Source organism: Bradyrhizobium sp. LB8.2 (assembly GCF_040548035.1).
In the GTDB taxonomy this organism is placed as follows: Bacteria; Pseudomonadota; Alphaproteobacteria; order Rhizobiales; family Xanthobacteraceae; genus Bradyrhizobium.
The window spans coordinates 42,137-60,078 of sequence record NZ_JBEPQV010000023.1 but is presented as its reverse complement, the minus strand read 5'-3'; the positions used below and the strand labels follow the sequence as shown (position 1 = coordinate 60,078).

Below are 17,942 nucleotides of genomic sequence, written 5' to 3'. Positions count from 1 at the left end.
GAACCGGGGTGGGGCAAGTTCGTTGATACCGCGGACAACTGCGGTGATCAATATGACCGGCAATAGTGACAAGCGCAGACTGAAGTTCGACCTGATCATCGCGTGCTCGCTGTTCGCAGCAGGCGTCGTGGTGTCAGGCATGTCGCTGGCGCAAATCCGCGCCGAGATCCGCATGCAGATGCAGACGGCGCAGGCGACGCAGCCACTCCAGGGCGCGCCGTCGGACGATCAGAACAAGCCTGCGGAAGCCAGGCCCGGCGGTAATCGGCCGACCACGCCGGCCCCGGAGCCCGCGCGCCCCGATCCGCAGACGCAAGGCGCGGCGGGCGCGGCTAAGCCAGCGTTGCCGCCGGCACCTGCCGAGAAGATCGCGCCGCCGATCAAAGAGAAATAGCGAATTCGTAGTTGCAGCGTCATGGCCGCGCTTGTCCGGACAAGCCTGGCCATGACGGCTGGGTTGTCACCGCACCAGAACATTCCGGAACTGCCAGGGATCGCTCGTATCGATGTCCTCCGGAAATAGTCCCGGACGATCCGTCAGCGGCGTCCAGTCGGTGTAGAAACCCTTTACCGGGCCGAGATACGGAATCTGGATCTCCAGCAGACGATCGAAATCCATCTCGTCGGCTTCGACGATGCCTTCGTTCGGGTTTTCCAGCGCCCACACCATGCCGCCGAGCACGGCGGAGGTCACTTGCAGGCCGGTGGCGTTCTGATACGGCGCAAGCTTGCGGGTCTCTTCGATGGAGAGCTGCGAGCCGTACCAGTAGGCATTGTTGTCATGGCCGAACAGCAGCACGCCGAGTTCGTCGATGCCGTCGACGATTTCGTTCTCATCGAGGATGTGGTGCTTTTCCTGCATCTTCGCTGCGCGGCCGAACATTTCATGCAGCGACAGCACGGCGTCGTCAGCCGGATGATAGGCGTAGTGGCAGGTCGGCCGATAGATTGCTGTGCCCGATCCGTCACGCACCGTGAAGTAATCGGAGATCGAGATCGACTCGTTGTGGGTGACGAGGAAGCCGTACTGCGCGCCGCGGGTGGGGCACCAGGTGCGCACGCGCGTGTTGGCGCCGGGCTGCATCAGATAGATGGCGGCGCCGCAGCCGGCTTCGTGAGTGTGCGCGTTCTCGGGCATCCATTTTTCATGGGTGCCCCAGCCGAGCTCGGACGGCTGCACGCCTTCCGACAGGAAACCTTCCACCGACCAGGTGTTGACGAAGACGTCCGGCTCCTTCGGCGTCTTGGAGCGCTGGGTGTCGCGTTCGGCGATGTGGATGCCCTTGATGCCAGCCTGCCGCATCAGATCCGCCCATTCGGCTTTGGTCTTCGGCTTGGGAGCATTGAGCTTCAGATCAGCGGCGACGTTGAGCAGCGCCTGCTTGACGAAAAAGGAGACCATGCCGGGATTGGCGCCACAGCAGGAGACGGCCGTCGTCGAGCCCGCGCGGCGCGCCTTCTTGGCGGCCAGCGTCGCTTCGCGAAGGGCGTAGTTGGAGCGCGCTTCCGGGCCCTTCGACGAATCGAAATAGAAGCCGAGCCAGGGCTCGTTGACGGTGTCGATATAAAGAGCGCCAAGTTCGTTGCAGAGCTCCATGATGTCGGTGGAGCCGGTATCGACCGAGAGATTGACGCAAAAGCCCTGGCCGCCGCCTTCAGTGAGGAGCGGGGTCAGCAGGTCGCGATAATTGTCCTTGGTCACGCCCTGCTGGATGAATTTTACATTGTGCTTCTCGCAATGTGCCTTGCGGCCCTCGTCCTTGGGATCGATCACGGTGATGCGCGACTTGTCATAATCGAGATGCCGCTCGATCATCGGCAACGTGCCTTTGCCGATGGAGCCGAAGCCGACCATGACGATAGGACCGGTAATCTTCGCGTAGATCTGCGAGGCGAGGCTCATGGGATGGTTTCTCCGGAAAGTACTGGCAGACAACGGGTGAGGGATGGATCAGGCGCCGCGGCGCTTCGCGGTCACTTCGATCTCGACCTTCATCTCGGGCTTGTAGAGTGCCGAGACGACGAGAAGCGTTGCGGCCGGGCGAATATCGCCGAGGACTTCGCCGCAGACGGCGAAGTGTGCGTCTGCATCCTTGATGTCGGTGATGTAGTAAATCGCGCGGACGATGTCGGCCATCTCGAATCCGCCCTCCTTCAGGGCCGCTTCGATGGTCTTGAAGCAGTTGCGTGACTGGCTGGTGACATCGGGCGGCATTGTCATCGTGGTGTAGTCATACCCGGTGGTTCCCGCGACGAAGGCGAACTCGCCGTCGATCACGGCGCGGCTGTAGCCGGCGGTCTTCTCGAACGGGGAGCCGGTGGAAATCAGGCGACGGGACATCGGTTCAGCCTCGACTGAAAGGGGCGTTTCCGCGGGTTAAAGGGCGTTTCTCGGGCCCGCGCAACCCCAAAGGGACAGGCGTCAGCGCGGGCGTGGGCACGACCGCGGCTTGGGTCGTCGAAGACGGCAATCCCTTAAGCCGCGTGCGCCTGGAGAGCGCGAGCCGCCCGGCGTTTGGGCAAGGCCGCGCGGGTCGGGACGATCATCCCGGCAGCGCCGTCCAGCGCGCCCGTCGTGAATTCGATCGCCAGCAGGCGGTCGCGCTCGAACGGGCCGGGCAGCGACAGCTCGCCAGTCTTCGCGGGTGAGAAGCCGAAGCGGGCGTAATAAGGGGCATCGCCGAGCAGGATCACAGCGGCATGCCCGCGCGCCCGGGCGGCGGCCAGCGCTTGATGCATCAGCGCGGCGCCGATCCCGAGCTCGCGGCAGGCAGGGTCCACCGCCAGCGGTCCGAGGACCAGAGCGGGCCTGCCTCCAGCGCTGACGTGCCACAGCCGCACGGTTCCCACGAGCGTCCCTCCGCGCACTGCCGACAGGGCAAGCCCCGCGGCTGGTGCGCGTCCGTCGCGCAGGCGCTGGCAGGTGCGGCCATGGCGGTTCTCGCCAAAGCTGGCATCCAGCAGCGCTTCACGCATCGCAACGTCGGCAGCACGCTCGCTGCGGATCGCGAACGGAGCGGCTTTCGAAGAGAGGTCAACCTGTGTCTTCCGATGAGCAGTCATGGCGCGTCAGTCCCCGCTTGAAACGACGTGCGAAAAGCACGCCTATCCAAGACGTCGTCAGATCGAAATGTCAGGGAGGGAGCCGGCAAGCCGGCTCCCGGGTTCGTCAGGCCTCAGATCAGAGGCGGATCAGATGTGGCAAATCAGATGTGGTAGGTCTTCAGCGGCGGGATGCCGTTGAACGCCACCGCCGAGTAGGTCGACGTATAGGCCCCGGTGCCTTCGATCAGCAGCTTGTCGCCGATCTCGAGCGTGACGGGAAGCGGATACGGGTTCTTCTCGTACAGCACGTCGGCGCTGTCGCAGGTTGGCCCAGCGAGCACGCACGGCGTCATGTCCGCACCGTCATGCGGGGTGCGGATGGCGTAGCGAATCGACTCGTCCATGGTCTCGGCGAGACCGCCGAACTTGCCGATGTCGAGATAGACCCAGCGCACCTCGTCCTCGTCGCTCTTCTTCGAGATGAGCACGACCTCGGATTCGATGATGCCGGCGTTGCCCACCATGCCGCGGCCCGGCTCGATGATGGTCTCCGGAATCTGGTTGCCGAAGTGCTTGCGCAGCGCGCGGAAGATCGAGCGGCCGTAGGTGACCACCGGCGGCACGTCCTTCAGGTACTTGGTCGGGAAACCGCCGCCCATGTTGACCATGGTCAGGTTGATGCCGCGCTCGGCGCAGTCGCGGAACACCTGCGAGGCCATCGCCAGCGCACGGTCCCACGCCTTCACCTTGCGCTGCTGCGAGCCGACATGGAAGGAGATGCCGCACGGCTCCAGGCCCAGACGCTTGGCGACGTCGAGCACGTCGACGGCCATCTCCGGGTCGCAGCCGAACTTGCGCGACAGCGGCCATTCGGCGCCGGCGCAGTCATAGAGGATGCGGCAGAACACTTTCGCGCCGGGCGCGGCACGGCCGACCTTCTCGACCTCGGCGACGCAATCAACCGCGAACAGCCGAATGCCGAGCGCGAAGGCGCGCGCGATGTCGCGCTCCTTCTTGATCGTGTTGCCGAAGGAGATGCGGTCGGGCGTCGCACCGGCGGCCAGCGCCATCTCGATCTCGGCGACCGTCGCGGTGTCGAAGCAGGAGCCCATGGAGGCGAGCAAAGCCAGCACTTCCGACGCCGGGTTGGCCTTGACGGCATAGAACACGCGGCTGTCGGGCAGCGCCTTGGCAAAGGTCTGGTAATTGTCGCGCACGACTTCGAGGTCGACGACGAGGCACGGCTCGGTGTCGAGGCCATCCTTGCGGCGGTTGCGCAGGAATTCCTGGATACGATCGGTCATAGCACTCTCCCAAACGGCCCAGCGACGGGATCCGTTCAAAAAATGACGTCGGATAAGAGCGCTCCGGCCAGATCGCGCGATGGAGGCGCGACGAGCCAAAGACTCACATCAGACTGTGCTGCCGTGGATTGGTCGGGAATGTTCCCGCCCGCACACCTGGCAATGAAGGACAAGCCTTTTCAGTAGCCCGCGCCGGCGTTGGAATGCCGGTAGAGACCAAAAAAGCCCGATCCGTCGTTGCTTTAAGTCGCGTCCCCCGTTGAGAGCGGGGTGCGCCGGTTCGCCTCCGGCTGCCAGTCACGGTTGCAAAAAGTGAAGTCACCTTCGACAAGGCATCTCTTTGAGAGAGATGCTGGACGCTCCGGGTTTGCTCAGGCCTCGCGACCTCCGCACTTCCGAAGAGCCCCTCGGCTTCTTCACCCCTTGGCGGCTGTCCGGCCTCTTGTCCGGATACCTACCGACTGACACACGACCACAGGCACGTGCGAAATTGGGCAATCCGCAAATAGGTGTTTTGACTCTGGTTCGCAAGAGATTTTTTAGGCTGAGAACAGATTTGCCTAACATCTGCTTGCGCAGTGTTGCGCGAGCGACGCGAAAGATGAACGCGCGTTAAGTTTTCTGCGCGCGCGTGCCCCCTCGCGCGCGTGAGAAGCGTCAGCTGCGCTTCGTGAAGGGCTCGACGCGCTGAGCCGCGCGGATGAAGGCGGTCATCACGAGCACGCCGAGCGCGAACAGCGCGGCCTGAAGGATGTGTGCGCCCTGGTCGCCGAGCCCGAACAGGATCGCGAGCGCCCATCCGCCGGCAAACGCCGCGCCGAACACCTCGGCGCCGATCAGGATGGCGGCGCTGATGACAGTGATGACGCTCGGCCAGACGATCCGACGGGAAGACGAGGAAGGCGCGTTCATGAGCTCAGGGGTCCCTAGGCTTGGAGGGCCGCAATCTCCTCGAAAAGGCGGCCGGGAGCAAGGGCAAATGGCCCAAAAAAGCCCCATCGCGTGCTATAGCTGGCCGCAACAATTCAGGCTCGAAAATCGGGACGTGTGATGTCAGAACCCCGCCAAACTACGGACTCCGAGACCAACCCGCTGCTGAAGGCCTGGGTGACGCCGTTTGCGACCCCGCCTTTCGACGAGGTCAAGCCGGAGCACTTCCTCCCGGCCTTCGAGCAGGCCTTCGCCGATCACTCCGCGGAGATCGCGGCGATCACCAATGATCCGGCCGCAGCCGACTTCGCCAACACCGTCACGGCGCTGGAGCGCTCGGGCAAACTGCTCAACAAGGTCGCTTCCGTCTTCTACGACCTCGTCTCGGCGCATTCCAACCCGGCCATCCTGGAGATCGACAAGGAGGTTTCCTTGCGGATGGCGCGGCACTGGAATCCGATCATGATGAACGCCGTGCTGTTTGGCCGCATCGCCCATCTGCACGAGAACCGCGCCAATCTCGGTCTGACACCGGAACAGCTCCGCCTGCTCGAGCGCACCTACACCCGCTTCCACCGCTCGGGCGCTGGCCTCTCCGAAGAGGCCAAGACGCGGATGGCGGAGATCAACGAGAGGCTCGCCCAACTCGGCACCAGCTTCAGCCATCATCTGCTCGGCGACGAGCAGGAGTGGTTCATGGAGCTCGGCGAGGCCGACCGCCAGGGCCTGCCGGAGAGTTTTGTCGCCAGCGCCGAGGCTGCGGCAGACGAACGTGGCATGGCCGGCAAGGCCATCGTCACCCTGTCGCGCTCCTCGGTCGAACAGTTCCTGAAGAGCTCTGCCCGACGTGACCTGCGCGAGAAGGTCTACAAGGCTTTCACCGCACGGGGCGACAACGGCAATTCCAACGATAACAACGCGACCATCGTCGAGGTCCTGAAGCTGCGCGAGGAAAGCGCCAATCTGCTGGGCTATCCGACCTTCGCAGCCTACCGGCTCGAGGATTCCATGGCCAAGACGCCGGAAGCGGTGCGGGGCCTTCTGGAGCGGGTCTGGAAGCCGGCCAGGGCGCGCGCGCTTGCCGACCGCGACGACATGCAGGCGCTGATCACGGAAGAGGGCGGAAATTTCAAGCTCGCCTCCTGGGATTGGCGCTTCTACGCCGAAAAGCTGCGGCTTCAGCGGGCCAATTTCGACGACGCTGCGATCAAGCCGTATCTCGCGCTCGACCACATGATCGCCGCCGCCTTCGACTGCGCCACGCGCCTGTTCGGCATCACCTTCGCCGAGCGCAAGGACGTTCCGGTCTGGCACCCGGATGTCCGGGTCTGGGAGGTGAGGGGCAAGGACGGCAAGCACAAGGCGCTATTCTATGGCGACTATTTCGCCCGGACGTCGAAACGCTCCGGCGCCTGGATGACCTCGCTGCGCGATCAGCAGAAGCTCGACGGCGAGGTCGCGCCGCTGATCCTCAACATCTGCAACTTCTCCAAGGGCGCAGGCGGGGAACCCTCGCTGCTGTCGCCCGACGATGCCCGCACGCTGTTCCACGAGTTCGGCCACGCCCTGCACGGCATGCTCTCCAACGTGACCTATCCCTCACTGTCGGGCACCTCCGTGTTCACCGACTTCGTCGAACTGCCGTCGCAGCTCTACGAGCACTGGCAGGAGCGGCCCGAGGTGCTGCAGCAATTCGCCCGCCACTACCAAACCGGCGAGCCGCTGCCGGACGATCTGCTGCAACGGTTCCTTGCCGCGCGAAAATTCAACCAGGGCTTTGCCACGGTCGAGTTCGTCTCCTCGGCGCTGGTCGATCTCGAATTCCACACCCAGCCGGCCTCCGCCGCGCAGGATGTCCGCGCCTTCGAAAAGAAGGAGCTGGAGAAGATCGGCATGCCCGAGGAGATCTCGCTGCGCCACCGGCCGACCCAGTTCGGTCACATCTTCACCGGCGATCATTATGCCGCGGGCTATTACAGCTACATGTGGTCGGAGGTAATGGACGCCGACGCCTTCGGTGCTTTCGAGGAAGCCGGCAACATCTTCGATCCTGAGGTCGCCAAGCGCCTGCACGACGACATCTACTCCTCGGGTGGATCGGTCGATCCTGAAGTTGCCTATGAGGCCTTCCGCGGCCGCCCGCCGGAGCCGGACGCGCTGCTGCGCCGCCGCGGTCTGCTCGACGACGCAAAGGTCGCCTGATGGGCATGCGTGCCCTGTTCGGACTGTTGCTCGCCGTCGCCCTGTCGCTTGCGGCAGGAACGGCGAGCGCGCATCCGCATGTCTGGATTACGGCGACGAGCGAGCTGCTCTACGCTGAGGACGGCACCATCACCGGCGTCCGCCACGCCTGGACGTTTGACGACATGTTCTCGGCCTATGCGGTGCAAGGGCTCGAGAGCAAAACCAAGGGCGCCTATACGCGCGAGGAGCTCGGGCCGCTGGCGCAGACCAATGTCGAATCGCTGAAGGAATATGCCTACTTCACCTTTGCGCGAGCCGACGGCAAGAAGGAGCGATTCCAGGAGCCGGTCGACTACTTCCTCGACTACAAGGATACGGTCCTGACCCTGCACTTCACGCTGCCGCTGAAGAATCCGGTCAAGCCCAAGCAATTGGTGCTCGAAGTGTTCGACCGCTCCTTCTTCATCGACTTCCAGATGGCCAAGGACAATCCGGTCAAGCTGGTCGGCGCGCCCGCCGGTTGCCAGATGAAGCTTGATCGGCCCAGTGACGGCTCCGCCACCGCCCAGAAGCTCAACGAGCAGACCTTCATGAACGGCGAGAACTCGAATTTCGGCATGATGTTCGCCAACAAGATCACGGTGGATTGCCCTTGAAGCCGCAACTCTCCCCGCTCGCCCGCGGGCTGCTCGCCTGCGCCGCCGTTGTGCTGGTCGTAAGCGTGGTCGATGCCGCGCTCCACGATCTCCTCGCGCAAAACCCGTTCGGCGCGCCGCGTCCGGCACCTGCCGCCGAGCCCGAGGCCAGCGGCCTGATCGGCTGGCTCCTGGCAAAACAGTCGGAATTCTATCGCCAGATGTCGGCGACCATCCGCGCCGCGAAGACCGACGGCTCGGCGGTGTGGACGTTGCTCTTCATCTCGTTCGCCTATGGCATCTTCCACGCGGCCGGTCCCGGCCACGGCAAGGCGGTGATCGCCTCCTATCTCGTCGCCAATCGTGAGACCGCCCGGCGCGGCATCGTGCTGTCATTTGCCTCGGCGCTGATGCAGTCGCTGGTGGCAATCCTGATCGTCGGCGTCTCGGCCTGGGTGCTGAATGCGACCGCCAAGACCATGTGCAAGGCGGAAGGCGCGATCGAGATCGCAAGCTATGCCCTGATCGCGCTGTTCGGCCTGCGCCTGGTCTGGGTCAAGGGCCGCACTTTCATCCGTGCCCTCCAGGCAGTTCAGTCAGTGCCGGCGATCGCGGGCGTGCCGCATGACCACCATGATCACGGCCACCATCATCACGACGCGCATGATCACCGACCCCATGATCACAGTCACGACCACGCGCACGCCCATCATCACCACGAGCATGACCACGTCCATGACGAGCATTGCGGCCATTCCCACGGTCCCACGCCGAGCGAGCTCGCCGGCCCCGGTGGCTGGGGACGCGGCTTCGGCGCGATCCTGACCGTCGGCATCCGTCCCTGTTCGGGCGCGATCCTGGTGCTGGTGTTCGCGCTGGCCCAGGGTCTGTTCTGGGCGGGCATCGCCGCGACCTTGCTGATGGGGCTCGGCACCGCGATCACGGTCGCCGCCATCGCGGTGGTCGCCGTCTCCGCCAAGGACATCGCCGCCCGCCTCAGCGCCGGGCGCGACGGCGGTGGCGCGCTGTTCATGCGCGGCATCGAATTCGCCGCCGCCGGCCTCGTGCTGCTGTTCGGCGCGGGTCTGTTGTTGGGTTACATCGCGGCCGAACGGACGACGTGTTTCTGAGCAAGACTCTCGTGCCCCGGACGCAGCGCAGCGTCCCTTCGACGGTGCGCTGCAGAGTCGGGGCCCATGTCTCCATAGGGTAGCGGGTGGCCTTCTGGGTCCCGGCTCTGCGGAGCAGCGCAAGCGCGCAGCACCGCGTCCGGGACACGGCGCGTCACACCGGCAGAAACCGCTTCAACACCGGCATGAAGAAGATCCCGAGATTGATCGCAAAGCCGATGCTCCAGAGGATCGAGCGCAGCGTCGGGCGGTTGCCGAGATAGGTCAGCACATAGGCGATCCGTACGATCAGGAACAGCGCCGCGAGCTCGTCGATCAGGCGCTGCGGCGAATCCCTGTATTCGGCGAGCAGCACCGCGAAGGCGAAGAACGGAAAAGTCTCGATGCCGTTCTGGTGCGCGCCGAGCGCGCGCTGCGCGATGGCGTCTTGATAGAAGGCGGGATCGCGCGGCCGCGAATTGTCGAAGCCGCGAAATCTGATCCATTTGATCGAGCCGATCGTTAACAGATAGAGCAGCAATGCTCCAAAGACGCACCATTCCGCGAGCGTCATCTTTCCTCTCCCCGCTCGAGTGCGACCCTAGCGAAACAGGCCTCATCTTGACAAGTTCGGAGCAACGCGCGACCCAACGATACATGACGACAATTGCCCCCATCGCAGCCGCGAAGCAGGCCGTCCGGTCCGGTCTGCCGCGCGTCGGCGTGCTGCTGGTCAATCTCGGCACGCCTGATACGGCCGATGCGCCGGGTGTGAGGGTCTATCTCAAAGAGTTCCTTTCGGACGCCCGCGTCATCGAGGATCAGGGCTTGATTTGGCAGTTCGTGCTGAACGGCATCATCCTGCGCACCCGACCCCGCGCCAAGGCGCGCGACTATCTCAAGATCTGGAACACCGAGAAGAACGAGTCGCCGCTAAAGACCATTACGCGCTCGCAGAGCGACAAGCTCGCGGCCGCATTGGCGGATCGCGATCACGTCGTGGTGGATTGGGCAATGCGCTACGGCAATCCCTCGATCAAGTCGGGCATCGACGCGCTGATCGCGAAGGGCTGTGAACGTATCCTCACCGTGCCCCTCTATCCGCAATATTCCGCCGCGACATCGGCCACCGTCTGCGACGAGGTGTTTCGCGTGCTTGCGCGGCTGCGCGCGCAGCCGACGCTGCGGGTGACACCGCCTTACTATGAGGACGAAGCCTATATCGAGGCGCTCGCCACCTCGATCGAGACGCATCTGGCGAGCCTGCCGTTCAAGCCGGAGCTGATCGTCGCCTCATTCCACGGCATGCCGAAGGCCTACGTGGACAAGGGCGATCCTTATCAGGGCCAATGCGTGGCCACGACGGAGGCGCTGCGACGCCGGCTCGGCATGGACGAGACGAAACTGCTGCTGACCTTCCAGTCGCGCTTCGGATTCGACGAGTGGCTCCAGCCCTACACCGACAAGACCATGGAGCGTCTGGCGAAAGAGGGCGTGCGCCGGATCGCGGTCGTGACGCCCGGCTTTTCCGCCGACTGTCTGGAGACGCTGGAGGAGATCGCGCAGGAGAATGCCGAGATCTTCAAGCACAATGGCGGCGAGCAGTTTTCCGCGATCCCCTGCCTCAACGACAGCGATCCCGGCATGGATGTGATCCGGACGCTGGTGCTGCGCGAGCTTCAGGGCTGGATCTGAGGTGCGCCCCATGAACCGCCGCGAGATTCTGGCGCTTCTCGGGATGACCGCAGCGCTGCCGGCTTCAGCGCTGGCGCAGCAGCCGAATGCGACGCGGCGGCTCGGCGTGCTCTCGGTCACTGCGGCCGACGACGGGATCGGGCAGACGCGAAGCGCCATCCTGGTCGAGGCGCTCGCCGGCCATGGCTGGAAGGAGCACGCCGGCCTCAAGATCGATTGGCGTAATGGCGGCGGCGACCGCGCGCGCATCGCGCAACTTGCCGACGAACTCGTGGCGCTCAAGCCCGACATCCTGCTTGCGGTCGGCACGCCCTCGGTGGAGGAGCTGCGCCGGCGCACCACGACGATCCCGATCGTGTTCGCCGTCGTCACCGATCCCGTCAGCCAGGGCTTCGTCCAGAATCTCGCCCATCCCGGCGGCAACGTCACTGGGTTCACCGATTACGACGGCCCGCTGGCCGGCAAATGGCTGGAGATGCTGACGCAGGTCACGCCAAAACTGTCCCGTGTGTTCGTCGTCTACAATCCCGCCACCGCGCCGTTCGCGCCGCTGATGCTGCGCACCATCGAGGACGCGGGCCGCACGCTCCATGTGACGGTGGAGCCTGCGCCCGTGCACGACACCGCCTCGATCGCCGCGCTGGCCTCGCGAAAGGACGGCGGACTGCTGGTGCTGCCGGACTTCTTCACCATGGCCAACCGCGCGCACCTCCTGGCGGCGATCGGTGAAGCGGGCGTGCCGGCAGTGTTCTGGAGCCGCACCTTCGTCGACGAGGGCGGGCTGATGTCCTACAGCACCGACAGCGCCGAGCAGCTCCGCCGCGCCGCCTCCTACATCGACCGCATCCTGAAGGGTGCGCAGGCGGCCGACCTCCCGGTCCAGAATCCCACCAAGTTCGAGCTGACGATCAACCTGAAGACGGCCAGGGCAATCGGCGTCACGCTTTCGCCAAGCCTGCTCGCAACCGCGAACGAGGTCATCGAATAGAATTCGGCTGCGACCGCTGGCATGGCTGGATTCGTTGACGTCCGCCGCTCTGCGCCTGCATGCTTTCAAGAGCGCCTCGCAAATACATAATCGCGGCCATTCCCTCTCCCTGCGTCTTGTGCAGAATCGCGCCAATGCCGACGTGAGTCGCGACCGCTGAACCGGTGGGGTCGCATTCCCGACCAATGACAGCGCGGGAAAGACCTTTTCCCGCCTCGGAGGAAATATGAGCGGTTTCGACATTTTCGCGATTGTTCTGGTTTTGCTCGTCATCGTCACGCTGGTTGCCGGCGTGAAAACGGTGCCGCAGGGCTATGACTGGACCATCGAGCGGTTCGGCAAATACACCCAGACGCTGAGCCCCGGGCTCAATCTGATCGTGCCCTATTTCGATCGCGTCGGGCGCAAGATCAACATGATGGAGCAGGTGATCTCGATACCTGAGCAGGAGGTGATCACCAAGGACAACGCCACGGTCACGGTCGACGGCGTCGCCTTCTTCCAGGTATTCGATGCCGCGAAGGCGAGCTACGAAGTCTCCAATCTGGAGCAGGCGATCATCGTGCTGACCATGACCAATATCCGTTCGGTGATGGGCTCCATGGATCTCGACCAGGTGCTGTCGCATCGCGACGAGATCAACGAGCGCCTGCTGCGCGTCGTCGACGCCGCAGTCTCGCCGTGGGGTCTCAAGGTCAACCGCATCGAGATCAAGGACATCGTGCCGCCCGCCGATCTCGTCGAGGCGATGGGCCGGCAGATGAAGGCCGAGCGCGTCAAGCGCGCCGATATTCTCGCGGCCGAAGGCCAGCGCCAGTCCGAGATCCTGCGTGCAGAGGGCGCCAAGCAGGGCCAGATTCTCCAGGCCGAAGGCCGCAAGGAAGCTGCGTTCCGCGACGCCGAGGCCCGCGAACGTTCCGCGGAGGCCGAGGCCAAGGCGACGCTTGTGGTATCGGAAGCCATTGCCAAGGGTGATATCTCCGCGTTGAACTATTTTATCGCGGACAAGTATATCAAGGCGTTCGGGCAGCTGGCCGACTCGCCGAACCAGAAGATCATCATGCTTCCGGTCGAAGCGATGAGCATGCTGGGTTCGCTCGCCGGCATCGGCGAGATCGCGAAGGCGACGTTCGGCGAAAGCGCGGCGTCCGCGGCCGCTGCCGCTCGCCGCGGCAGTTCGGTACCGTCGTCCAGCCCCACGCCGCCGGCGGTGCCGCCACGGCAGGGATAGTCACAGCGCACCCCCGGAAAAGCGGACACCGGTTTTCCGATAAGGGCATGCGTCTAAAATAAAGAGGTCGTGTCATGACCGACATGTTCGTATCGCTCGGCACCTGGAACTGGCTGATCTTCGGCTTCATCCTGATGGTGCTGGAGGTGCTGGCGCCGGGGATCTTCCTGTTCTGGCTCGGGCTCGCCGCGATTTTGGTCGGCCTGATCTCGTTCGCGATTGTCGTGTCCTGGCAAATCCAGCTCGTGATGTTCGCTGTGTTCGCCGCCGCCGCCGTGCCGGTGTGGCGCCGGCTCGCGCGGCCGAGGGCGGATGCGAGTGCCAGCCCCTTCCTCAACAAGCGCGCGGACGCGCTCCTGGGCCGCGAGTTCACGCTGGAGAAGCCGATCATCGACGGCAACGGCACCATGCGTATCGGCGACACGGTGTGGCGCGTCGCCGGCCCGGATACGCCGGCGGGGACGCGGGTGAAAGTGGTGCAGGTGGACGGCGCTAATTTAACGGTGGCGGCGACGTAGCTGTTGCCTCCCCGTCATTGCGAGCGAAGCGAAGCAATCCAGCCTGTCTCCGCGGAAAGATTCTGGATTGCTTCGCTCCGCTCGCAATGACGAGTTTGTCAGGACGGCGTCGCCAGACTTAGGCGCCACTCTTGCTGCGCCACCGCTCCGCAAACCTGTGCAGCGGCATGAACGTCTCGCACAGCTCCTGCCCCAGCGCCGTCAGCCCGTAACCTCCACCTTCGCCCAACTCCACGAACCCCGCCTCGCGCAGCTCGCTCAGCCGCGCTTGAAGCACGGTCGGCGAGGCCTCGTCGCAGGCAGTGCGCAAGCCGCGCGAGGTGAGGGGGGCTTCGCGTAATTCCCACAGGATACGCAGGCTCCAGCGTCGCCCCAGGAGGTCGAGCAGCGCCATGACCGGTCGGCCCGTGCGCGAACCACGGACGCTACGCGATCTGGAAGCGGACTGTTTCGCCATCGTCGCCCTCTTGCGTATTGCTACAAATAATGTAGCGTTTTGCTACAGTAAATGTAGCATAGGAGACAGCCAATGTCCCAGGCCACACCGCGTATTGCGCCGCTCGAGTCGCCTTATCCCCCGGAGATCCAGGCGCAGTTTGACCGCATCATGCACGGCGCGCCGCCGCTGCGGCTGTTCCGGGTGATGGCGGGCCACACCCGCGTCTGGGACAAGTTCCGCGCCGGCGGCCTGCTCGATCCCGGCCCGCTGTCGCTGCGCCAGCGCGAGATCGTCATCGACCGCACCTGCGCGCTGAACAAATGCGAATATGAATGGGGCGTGCACGTCGCGATCTTTGCCGGGCCGGCGGGGCTTAGCGAGGCGGAGGTGCGTGCGACCGTGCAGGGCGACGCGACGTCGTCGTGCTGGTCGCCGGCCGAACAGGCGATGATCGCCGCCGTCGATGCGCTGCATCACCGCGCGACGTTTGACGATGCCGAGTTCGCCGTGCTCTCGGCGCATTACGACGAGGCGCAGATCCTGGAGATCATGCTGCTGTGCGGCTTCTATCGCACGGTGTCGTATCTGGCGAACGGACTAAAGCTGCCGCTGGAGGAGAGCGCGGCACGGTTTCCGGCATAGCTCTAACCGCCGTCATTGCGAGGAGCTCTTGCGACGAAGCAATCCAGACTGCCTCCGCGGAGGGATTCTGGATTGCTTCGCTGCGCTCGCAATGACGGAGAGAAACCTTACGCCACGCCCGCGCGCAACAGATCGTGCAGATGCACGATGCCCACCACCTTGTCCGCCTCGGTCACGACCAGCGTCGTGATCTTGCGGGTGTTGAGCACCTCGATCATCTCGGTGGCGAGCATCGAGGGCGGCACGGTTTTCGGCTGCCTGGTCATGACGTCGTCGACCGACGCCGTCAGCAGGTCGGGCCGCATATGACGGCGCAGATCGCCGTCGGTGATAATGCCGGCAACCCCGCCGACATCATCGACGATGCAGACGCAGCCGAGGCCCTTGGCCGACATCTCCATTACCGCGTCGGACATCTTGGTGCCGAGCGGCTTGACCGGGATCTCCGCGCCGGTGCGCATGTAGTCGCGGACGAATTTCAGCATCGCCCCTAACTTGCCGCCGGGATGGAAATGCGCGAATTCCAGCGCGGTGAAGCCGCGGCCTTCGAGCAGCGCGATCGCGATGGCGTCGCCGATCGCGACCTGCATCATGGTCGAGGTGGTCGGCGCCAGATTGTGCGGGCAAGCCTCGCGCGCCTTCGGCAGCTCAAGCACGATGTCGGCTGCTTGTCCAAGCGAGGACGCCGCGTTCGACGTCACCGCGATCATCGGGATCGCGAACCGCGCGGAATAGTTGACGAGGGTCTTCATCTCCGGCTGCTCGCCGGACCAGGACAGCGCCATGATGACGTCATCGGTGGTGATCATGCCGAGGTCGCCATGGGCGGCTTCGGCGGTGTGCACGAAGAAGGCGGGCGTGCCGGTCGAAGCCAGCGTCGCCGCGATCTTGCGGCCCATATGGCCCGATTTGCCGAGGCCGGTGACGATGACGCGGCCCTTCGCGTTGCGGATCAGATCGACCGCCTTGGCGAAGCTCGCGCCAAGCGGGCCGCGCAGGGCGGCGACGAGTGCGTTGATACCGCCGCCCTCGGTTTCCAGCGTGCGGAGCGCGGATTCGACGCTGTCGGGAATGGGGCCGGATGATTGGGTCATCAGCGGTTTCGAACTCGGCATGTTCTGGTCCAGGGAGGAGGGGCGTTCGCCCGTTGGCGCCTGCTTAGCACGCCACAGCCTTCGAGGCGACGAGGGCGCCCCAGCCCTCAACCGGTCGTTAACCATAATTGTTTTAAGTCCATTAACGATGGTTCCCGCCAGTCGGCGGAGGCTATCGCGAAAGTATTTGATTTCGTTGGGGTTCTTCCATCGTGGGGTCGTCTCCAGGCACGAGCCGGAGCAAACGCGCGCATTTCCTGCGCGCCGCTTTGCCGTGTCTCGCGCTGACTGCCCTTGGAAGCGCACCGGCAGGCGCCCAGAGCCTCACCCCCGACCTGTTCAGCCCCAACCGCGGTGGCTTCGCCTCACCAGACACGCTGCCGACGCGCCGTACCGCGGGCGTGCCGCAGGCACCCTCGGATGCGCTACCGGCGCTCCCAGATCCCAATGCCGATTGGCGCAAGCGCCAGCAGGCGCCGGCGCGCGCGGGCCAAAACCCGACCAGCCAGAACCCGACCAATAAGGTCCCGACCTACGGCCTGCCCGCTGCCAATGGCGCCAGCGCCTCCGGATACGATTCGCTCAACCGCAAGCGGCTGCAGCCAAAGCTCTATCCCGGACAGCCAAAGCCGAAACGCCCGGTCGGTCCCGGCTCGCCGGTGCCGCCGGCAACGCCGGATCGAACGCTCGGGCCGCCGCGCATCGCGCCGCCACCCTCCGAGACCGCGCACAAGACGCCGGTGCCGCCGGCGCTGGCCGGCAACGTGCCCGGCCAGCCGCTGCGCCGCCGCCTCAAGCTCGACGAGGATTCGTTCGGCGCCGTCGGCGACTATGCCGGCAGCTTCCTGATCAAGGGTGGGCTCGAGCTCTCCGCCGGCTACGACACCAATCCGGCGCGTTTGAACAAGCCTGTCGGCTCGCCGGCTTATGTCGTCGCGCCCGACCTTCTCGTGGTGTCCGACTGGGAGCGCCACGCGCTGGTCGCCGATTTGCGCGGCTCGTTCTCAGGCTACACCAACAACATGCCGGCGACGATCGACGGCTTTGCCTCGCCCTCGCCGGTCGAGGTTGACCGCCCCGACTTTACCGGCCATGTCGACGGCCGCATCGACGTCAATCGCGATCTCAAGCTGACCACGCAGCTCCGCCTGCGGCTCGCCACCGACAATCCCGGCAGCCCGAATGTGCAGGCCGGCCTGCAAAAATATCCTGTTTACGCCACTTACGGCACGACCGTCGGCTTCGACCAGACCTTTAATCGCTTCCAGGTCGCTGCCGGCGCCGCCGTCGATCGCACCGCCTACACCAACTCCAAGCTGACCGATGGCTCGACCTTCAGCAACGATGATCGTGATTTCAACCAGTATGGCGGCGTGGGGCGCTTTTCCTACGAGCTGAAGCCGGGCCTGAAGCCGTTCGTCGAAATCCAGGGCGACACCCGCGTCCACGACCAGCCCGCGGACCGCAACGGCTACTTCCGAGATTCGAACGGCGGGTACGCCAAGGTCGGCTCGTCCTTCGAGTTCTCGCGCATCCTCACGGGCGAAGTCTCGGTCGGCTATTCCGCGCGCAACTATGTCGATCCGCGGCTGAGCCAGCTCGCGGGCTTCCTCACCTCGGGCTCGCTGATCTGGAACGCGAGCGGCCTGACCACGGTGAAATTCGCCACCGACACGCAGATCGCGGAGACCACCGTGCCCGGCTCATCCGGCGTGCTGGTGCACACCTACGCCGCCGAAGTCGATCACGATTTCCGCCGTTGGCTTACGGCAGTGGGCAAGTTCACCTACGGCACCTACGACTACCAGGGCCAAAATCGCAACGACAAGACCTACTCGCTCGAAGGCAATCTGATCTACAAGCTCAACCGCAACATCTGGATCAAGGGCACGCTGCGCCACGACATCCTGGACTCGAACCAGGCGGGATCTAGCTCGCAGGGCACGGTGATGATGGTGGGGGTGAGGTTGCAGAATTAACCTCCCTGTCATGCCCCGCGCAGGCGGGGGCATCCAGTACGCCGCGGTTTGTCGGTAGACAGCTAACTTCTCTGGAATACTGGATCGCCCGCTCCAGTGCGCAATTGCGCACAAGGCGGGCGATGACACCTTTCGTAAATCTGGCAGTG

18 protein-coding genes are annotated in these 17,942 nt (G+C 64.5%); 10 read left to right on the top strand and 8 right to left on the bottom strand.

What is annotated here, in order from left to right; genetic code table 11:
* Positions 1 to 52: 52 nt before the first annotated feature.
* Positions 53 to 394: a hypothetical protein gene (locus tag ABIB06_RS25405; protein WP_354069328.1), complete on the top strand. Its 342-nt coding sequence runs from the start codon at positions 53 to 55 to the stop codon at positions 392 to 394.
* A 66-nt stretch (positions 395 to 460) separates the two neighbouring features.
* On the opposite strand, the gene ABIB06_RS25400 is transcribed toward ABIB06_RS25405, so the two are convergent.
* From ABIB06_RS25400 to ABIB06_RS25380, 5 genes are all read right to left on the bottom strand, one after another.
* Positions 461 to 1,903, bottom strand: coding sequence for a homospermidine synthase (locus tag ABIB06_RS25400; RefSeq protein WP_354050718.1), 1,443 nt, complete (start codon positions 1,901 to 1,903; stop codon positions 461 to 463).
* A 48-nt stretch (positions 1,904 to 1,951) separates the two neighbouring features.
* Complete coding sequence (locus ABIB06_RS25395) at positions 1,952 to 2,341, bottom strand: RidA family protein (RefSeq protein WP_354050720.1); 390 nt, start codon at positions 2,339 to 2,341, stop codon at positions 1,952 to 1,954.
* 134 nt (positions 2,342 to 2,475) lie between these two features.
* Complete coding sequence (locus ABIB06_RS25390) at positions 2,476 to 3,063, bottom strand: GNAT family N-acetyltransferase (RefSeq protein WP_354050722.1); 588 nt, start codon at positions 3,061 to 3,063, stop codon at positions 2,476 to 2,478.
* Positions 3,064 to 3,206: 143 nt separating this feature from the next.
* Complete coding sequence (locus ABIB06_RS25385) at positions 3,207 to 4,349, bottom strand: type III PLP-dependent enzyme (protein WP_354050724.1); 1,143 nt, start codon at positions 4,347 to 4,349, stop codon at positions 3,207 to 3,209.
* 657 nt (positions 4,350 to 5,006) lie between these two features.
* Positions 5,007 to 5,261: a hypothetical protein gene (locus ABIB06_RS25380; RefSeq protein WP_247445101.1), complete on the bottom strand. Its 255-nt coding sequence runs from the start codon at positions 5,259 to 5,261 to the stop codon at positions 5,007 to 5,009.
* A 138-nt stretch (positions 5,262 to 5,399) separates the two neighbouring features.
* Between ABIB06_RS25380 and ABIB06_RS25375 the strand changes: the two genes are divergently transcribed.
* From ABIB06_RS25375 to ABIB06_RS25365, 3 genes are read left to right on the top strand one after another with little or no spacing between them, the layout of a single operon-like run.
* The gene (locus tag ABIB06_RS25375; RefSeq protein ID WP_354050726.1) at positions 5,400 to 7,481 is read left to right on the top strand and encodes a M3 family metallopeptidase; all 2,082 of its coding nucleotides are present in this window, start codon (positions 5,400 to 5,402) and stop codon (positions 7,479 to 7,481) included.
* Positions 7,481 to 8,119 carry a DUF1007 family protein gene (locus tag ABIB06_RS25370; protein WP_354050727.1) on the top strand — a complete coding sequence of 213 codons (639 nt, stop codon included), beginning with the start codon at positions 7,481 to 7,483 and terminating at the stop codon, positions 8,117 to 8,119. The genes ABIB06_RS25375 and ABIB06_RS25370 overlap by 1 nt, the downstream gene beginning before the upstream one ends.
* Positions 8,116 to 9,228: a nickel/cobalt transporter gene (locus ABIB06_RS25365; protein ID WP_354050729.1), complete on the top strand. Its 1,113-nt coding sequence runs from the start codon at positions 8,116 to 8,118 to the stop codon at positions 9,226 to 9,228. The genes ABIB06_RS25370 and ABIB06_RS25365 overlap by 4 nt, the downstream gene beginning before the upstream one ends.
* 154 nt (positions 9,229 to 9,382) lie before the next feature.
* Here ABIB06_RS25365 and ABIB06_RS25360 read toward each other — a convergent pair whose 3' ends face one another.
* Entirely contained in the window at positions 9,383 to 9,781 is a 399-nt protein-coding gene (locus ABIB06_RS25360) for an MAPEG family protein (RefSeq protein WP_247445097.1), read from the bottom strand.
* Between the two features lie 83 nt (positions 9,782 to 9,864).
* On the opposite strand from ABIB06_RS25360, the gene hemH reads away from it, so the two are divergent.
* The 4 genes from hemH (at position 9,865) to ABIB06_RS25340 (ending at position 13,639) form a co-directional block, all read left to right on the top strand.
* Entirely contained in the window at positions 9,865 to 10,902 is a 1,038-nt protein-coding gene (gene hemH / locus ABIB06_RS25355) for a ferrochelatase (RefSeq protein WP_354050730.1), read from the top strand.
* 10 nt (positions 10,903 to 10,912) lie between these two features.
* Positions 10,913 to 11,890, top strand: a complete 978-nt coding sequence (locus ABIB06_RS25350; RefSeq protein WP_354050731.1) for an ABC transporter substrate-binding protein — start codon at positions 10,913 to 10,915, stop codon at positions 11,888 to 11,890.
* 226 nt (positions 11,891 to 12,116) lie between these two features.
* Positions 12,117 to 13,121, top strand: coding sequence for an SPFH domain-containing protein (locus tag ABIB06_RS25345; RefSeq protein ID WP_354050733.1), 1,005 nt, complete (start codon positions 12,117 to 12,119; stop codon positions 13,119 to 13,121).
* Positions 13,122 to 13,195: 74 nt separating this feature from the next.
* Entirely contained in the window at positions 13,196 to 13,639 is a 444-nt protein-coding gene (locus ABIB06_RS25340; RefSeq protein WP_354050735.1) for an NfeD family protein, read from the top strand.
* Between the two features lie 118 nt (positions 13,640 to 13,757).
* On the opposite strand, the gene ABIB06_RS25335 is transcribed toward ABIB06_RS25340, so the two are convergent.
* On the bottom strand, positions 13,758 to 14,096 hold the full coding sequence (locus ABIB06_RS25335; RefSeq protein ID WP_354050737.1) for a winged helix-turn-helix transcriptional regulator: 339 nt from the start codon (positions 14,094 to 14,096) through the stop codon (positions 13,758 to 13,760).
* A 72-nt stretch (positions 14,097 to 14,168) separates the two neighbouring features.
* Between ABIB06_RS25335 and ABIB06_RS25330 the strand changes: the two genes are divergently transcribed.
* Positions 14,169 to 14,720, top strand: a complete 552-nt coding sequence (locus ABIB06_RS25330) for a carboxymuconolactone decarboxylase family protein (protein ID WP_354069331.1) — start codon at positions 14,169 to 14,171, stop codon at positions 14,718 to 14,720.
* A gap of 107 nt (positions 14,721 to 14,827) precedes the next feature.
* Here ABIB06_RS25330 and ABIB06_RS25325 read toward each other — a convergent pair whose 3' ends face one another.
* Positions 14,828 to 15,835 carry a KpsF/GutQ family sugar-phosphate isomerase gene (locus ABIB06_RS25325; RefSeq protein WP_354050740.1) on the bottom strand — a complete coding sequence of 336 codons (1,008 nt, stop codon included), beginning with the start codon at positions 15,833 to 15,835 and terminating at the stop codon, positions 14,828 to 14,830.
* Between the two features lie 191 nt (positions 15,836 to 16,026).
* Here ABIB06_RS25325 and ABIB06_RS25320 point away from each other — a divergent pair, with 191 nt between their 5' ends.
* On the top strand, positions 16,027 to 17,793 hold the full coding sequence (locus tag ABIB06_RS25320; protein WP_354050742.1) for an outer membrane beta-barrel protein: 1,767 nt from the start codon (positions 16,027 to 16,029) through the stop codon (positions 17,791 to 17,793).
* The last annotated feature ends 149 nt before the right edge of the window (positions 17,794 to 17,942 follow it).

Bases quoted from the DNA above. Each gene is read 5' to 3' on its own strand.
- ABIB06_RS25405 (WP_354069328.1), top strand. From the start codon at position 53: ATGACCGGCAATAGTGACAAGCGCAGACTGAAGTTCGACCTGATCATC.
- ABIB06_RS25400 (WP_354050718.1), bottom strand. From the start codon at position 1,903: ATGAGCCTCGCCTCGCAGATCTACGCGAAGATTACCGGTCCTATCGTC.
- ABIB06_RS25395 (WP_354050720.1), bottom strand. From the start codon at position 2,341: ATGTCCCGTCGCCTGATTTCCACCGGCTCCCCGTTCGAGAAGACCGCC.
- ABIB06_RS25390 (WP_354050722.1), bottom strand. From the start codon at position 3,063: ATGACTGCTCATCGGAAGACACAGGTTGACCTCTCTTCGAAAGCCGCT.
- ABIB06_RS25385 (WP_354050724.1), bottom strand. From the start codon at position 4,349: ATGACCGATCGTATCCAGGAATTCCTGCGCAACCGCCGCAAGGATGGC.
- ABIB06_RS25380 (WP_247445101.1), bottom strand. From the start codon at position 5,261: ATGAACGCGCCTTCCTCGTCTTCCCGTCGGATCGTCTGGCCGAGCGTC.
- ABIB06_RS25375 (WP_354050726.1), top strand. From the start codon at position 5,400: ATGTCAGAACCCCGCCAAACTACGGACTCCGAGACCAACCCGCTGCTG.
- ABIB06_RS25370 (WP_354050727.1), top strand. From the start codon at position 7,481: ATGGGCATGCGTGCCCTGTTCGGACTGTTGCTCGCCGTCGCCCTGTCG.
- ABIB06_RS25360 (WP_247445097.1), bottom strand. From the start codon at position 9,781: ATGACGCTCGCGGAATGGTGCGTCTTTGGAGCATTGCTGCTCTATCTG.
- hemH (WP_354050730.1), top strand. From the start codon at position 9,865: ATGACGACAATTGCCCCCATCGCAGCCGCGAAGCAGGCCGTCCGGTCC.
- ABIB06_RS25350 (WP_354050731.1), top strand. From the start codon at position 10,913: ATGAACCGCCGCGAGATTCTGGCGCTTCTCGGGATGACCGCAGCGCTG.
- ABIB06_RS25345 (WP_354050733.1), top strand. From the start codon at position 12,117: ATGAGCGGTTTCGACATTTTCGCGATTGTTCTGGTTTTGCTCGTCATC.
- ABIB06_RS25340 (WP_354050735.1), top strand. From the start codon at position 13,196: ATGACCGACATGTTCGTATCGCTCGGCACCTGGAACTGGCTGATCTTC.
- ABIB06_RS25335 (WP_354050737.1), bottom strand. From the start codon at position 14,096: ATGGCGAAACAGTCCGCTTCCAGATCGCGTAGCGTCCGTGGTTCGCGC.
- ABIB06_RS25330 (WP_354069331.1), top strand. From the start codon at position 14,169: ATGTCCCAGGCCACACCGCGTATTGCGCCGCTCGAGTCGCCTTATCCC.
- ABIB06_RS25325 (WP_354050740.1), bottom strand. From the start codon at position 15,835: ATGCCGAGTTCGAAACCGCTGATGACCCAATCATCCGGCCCCATTCCC.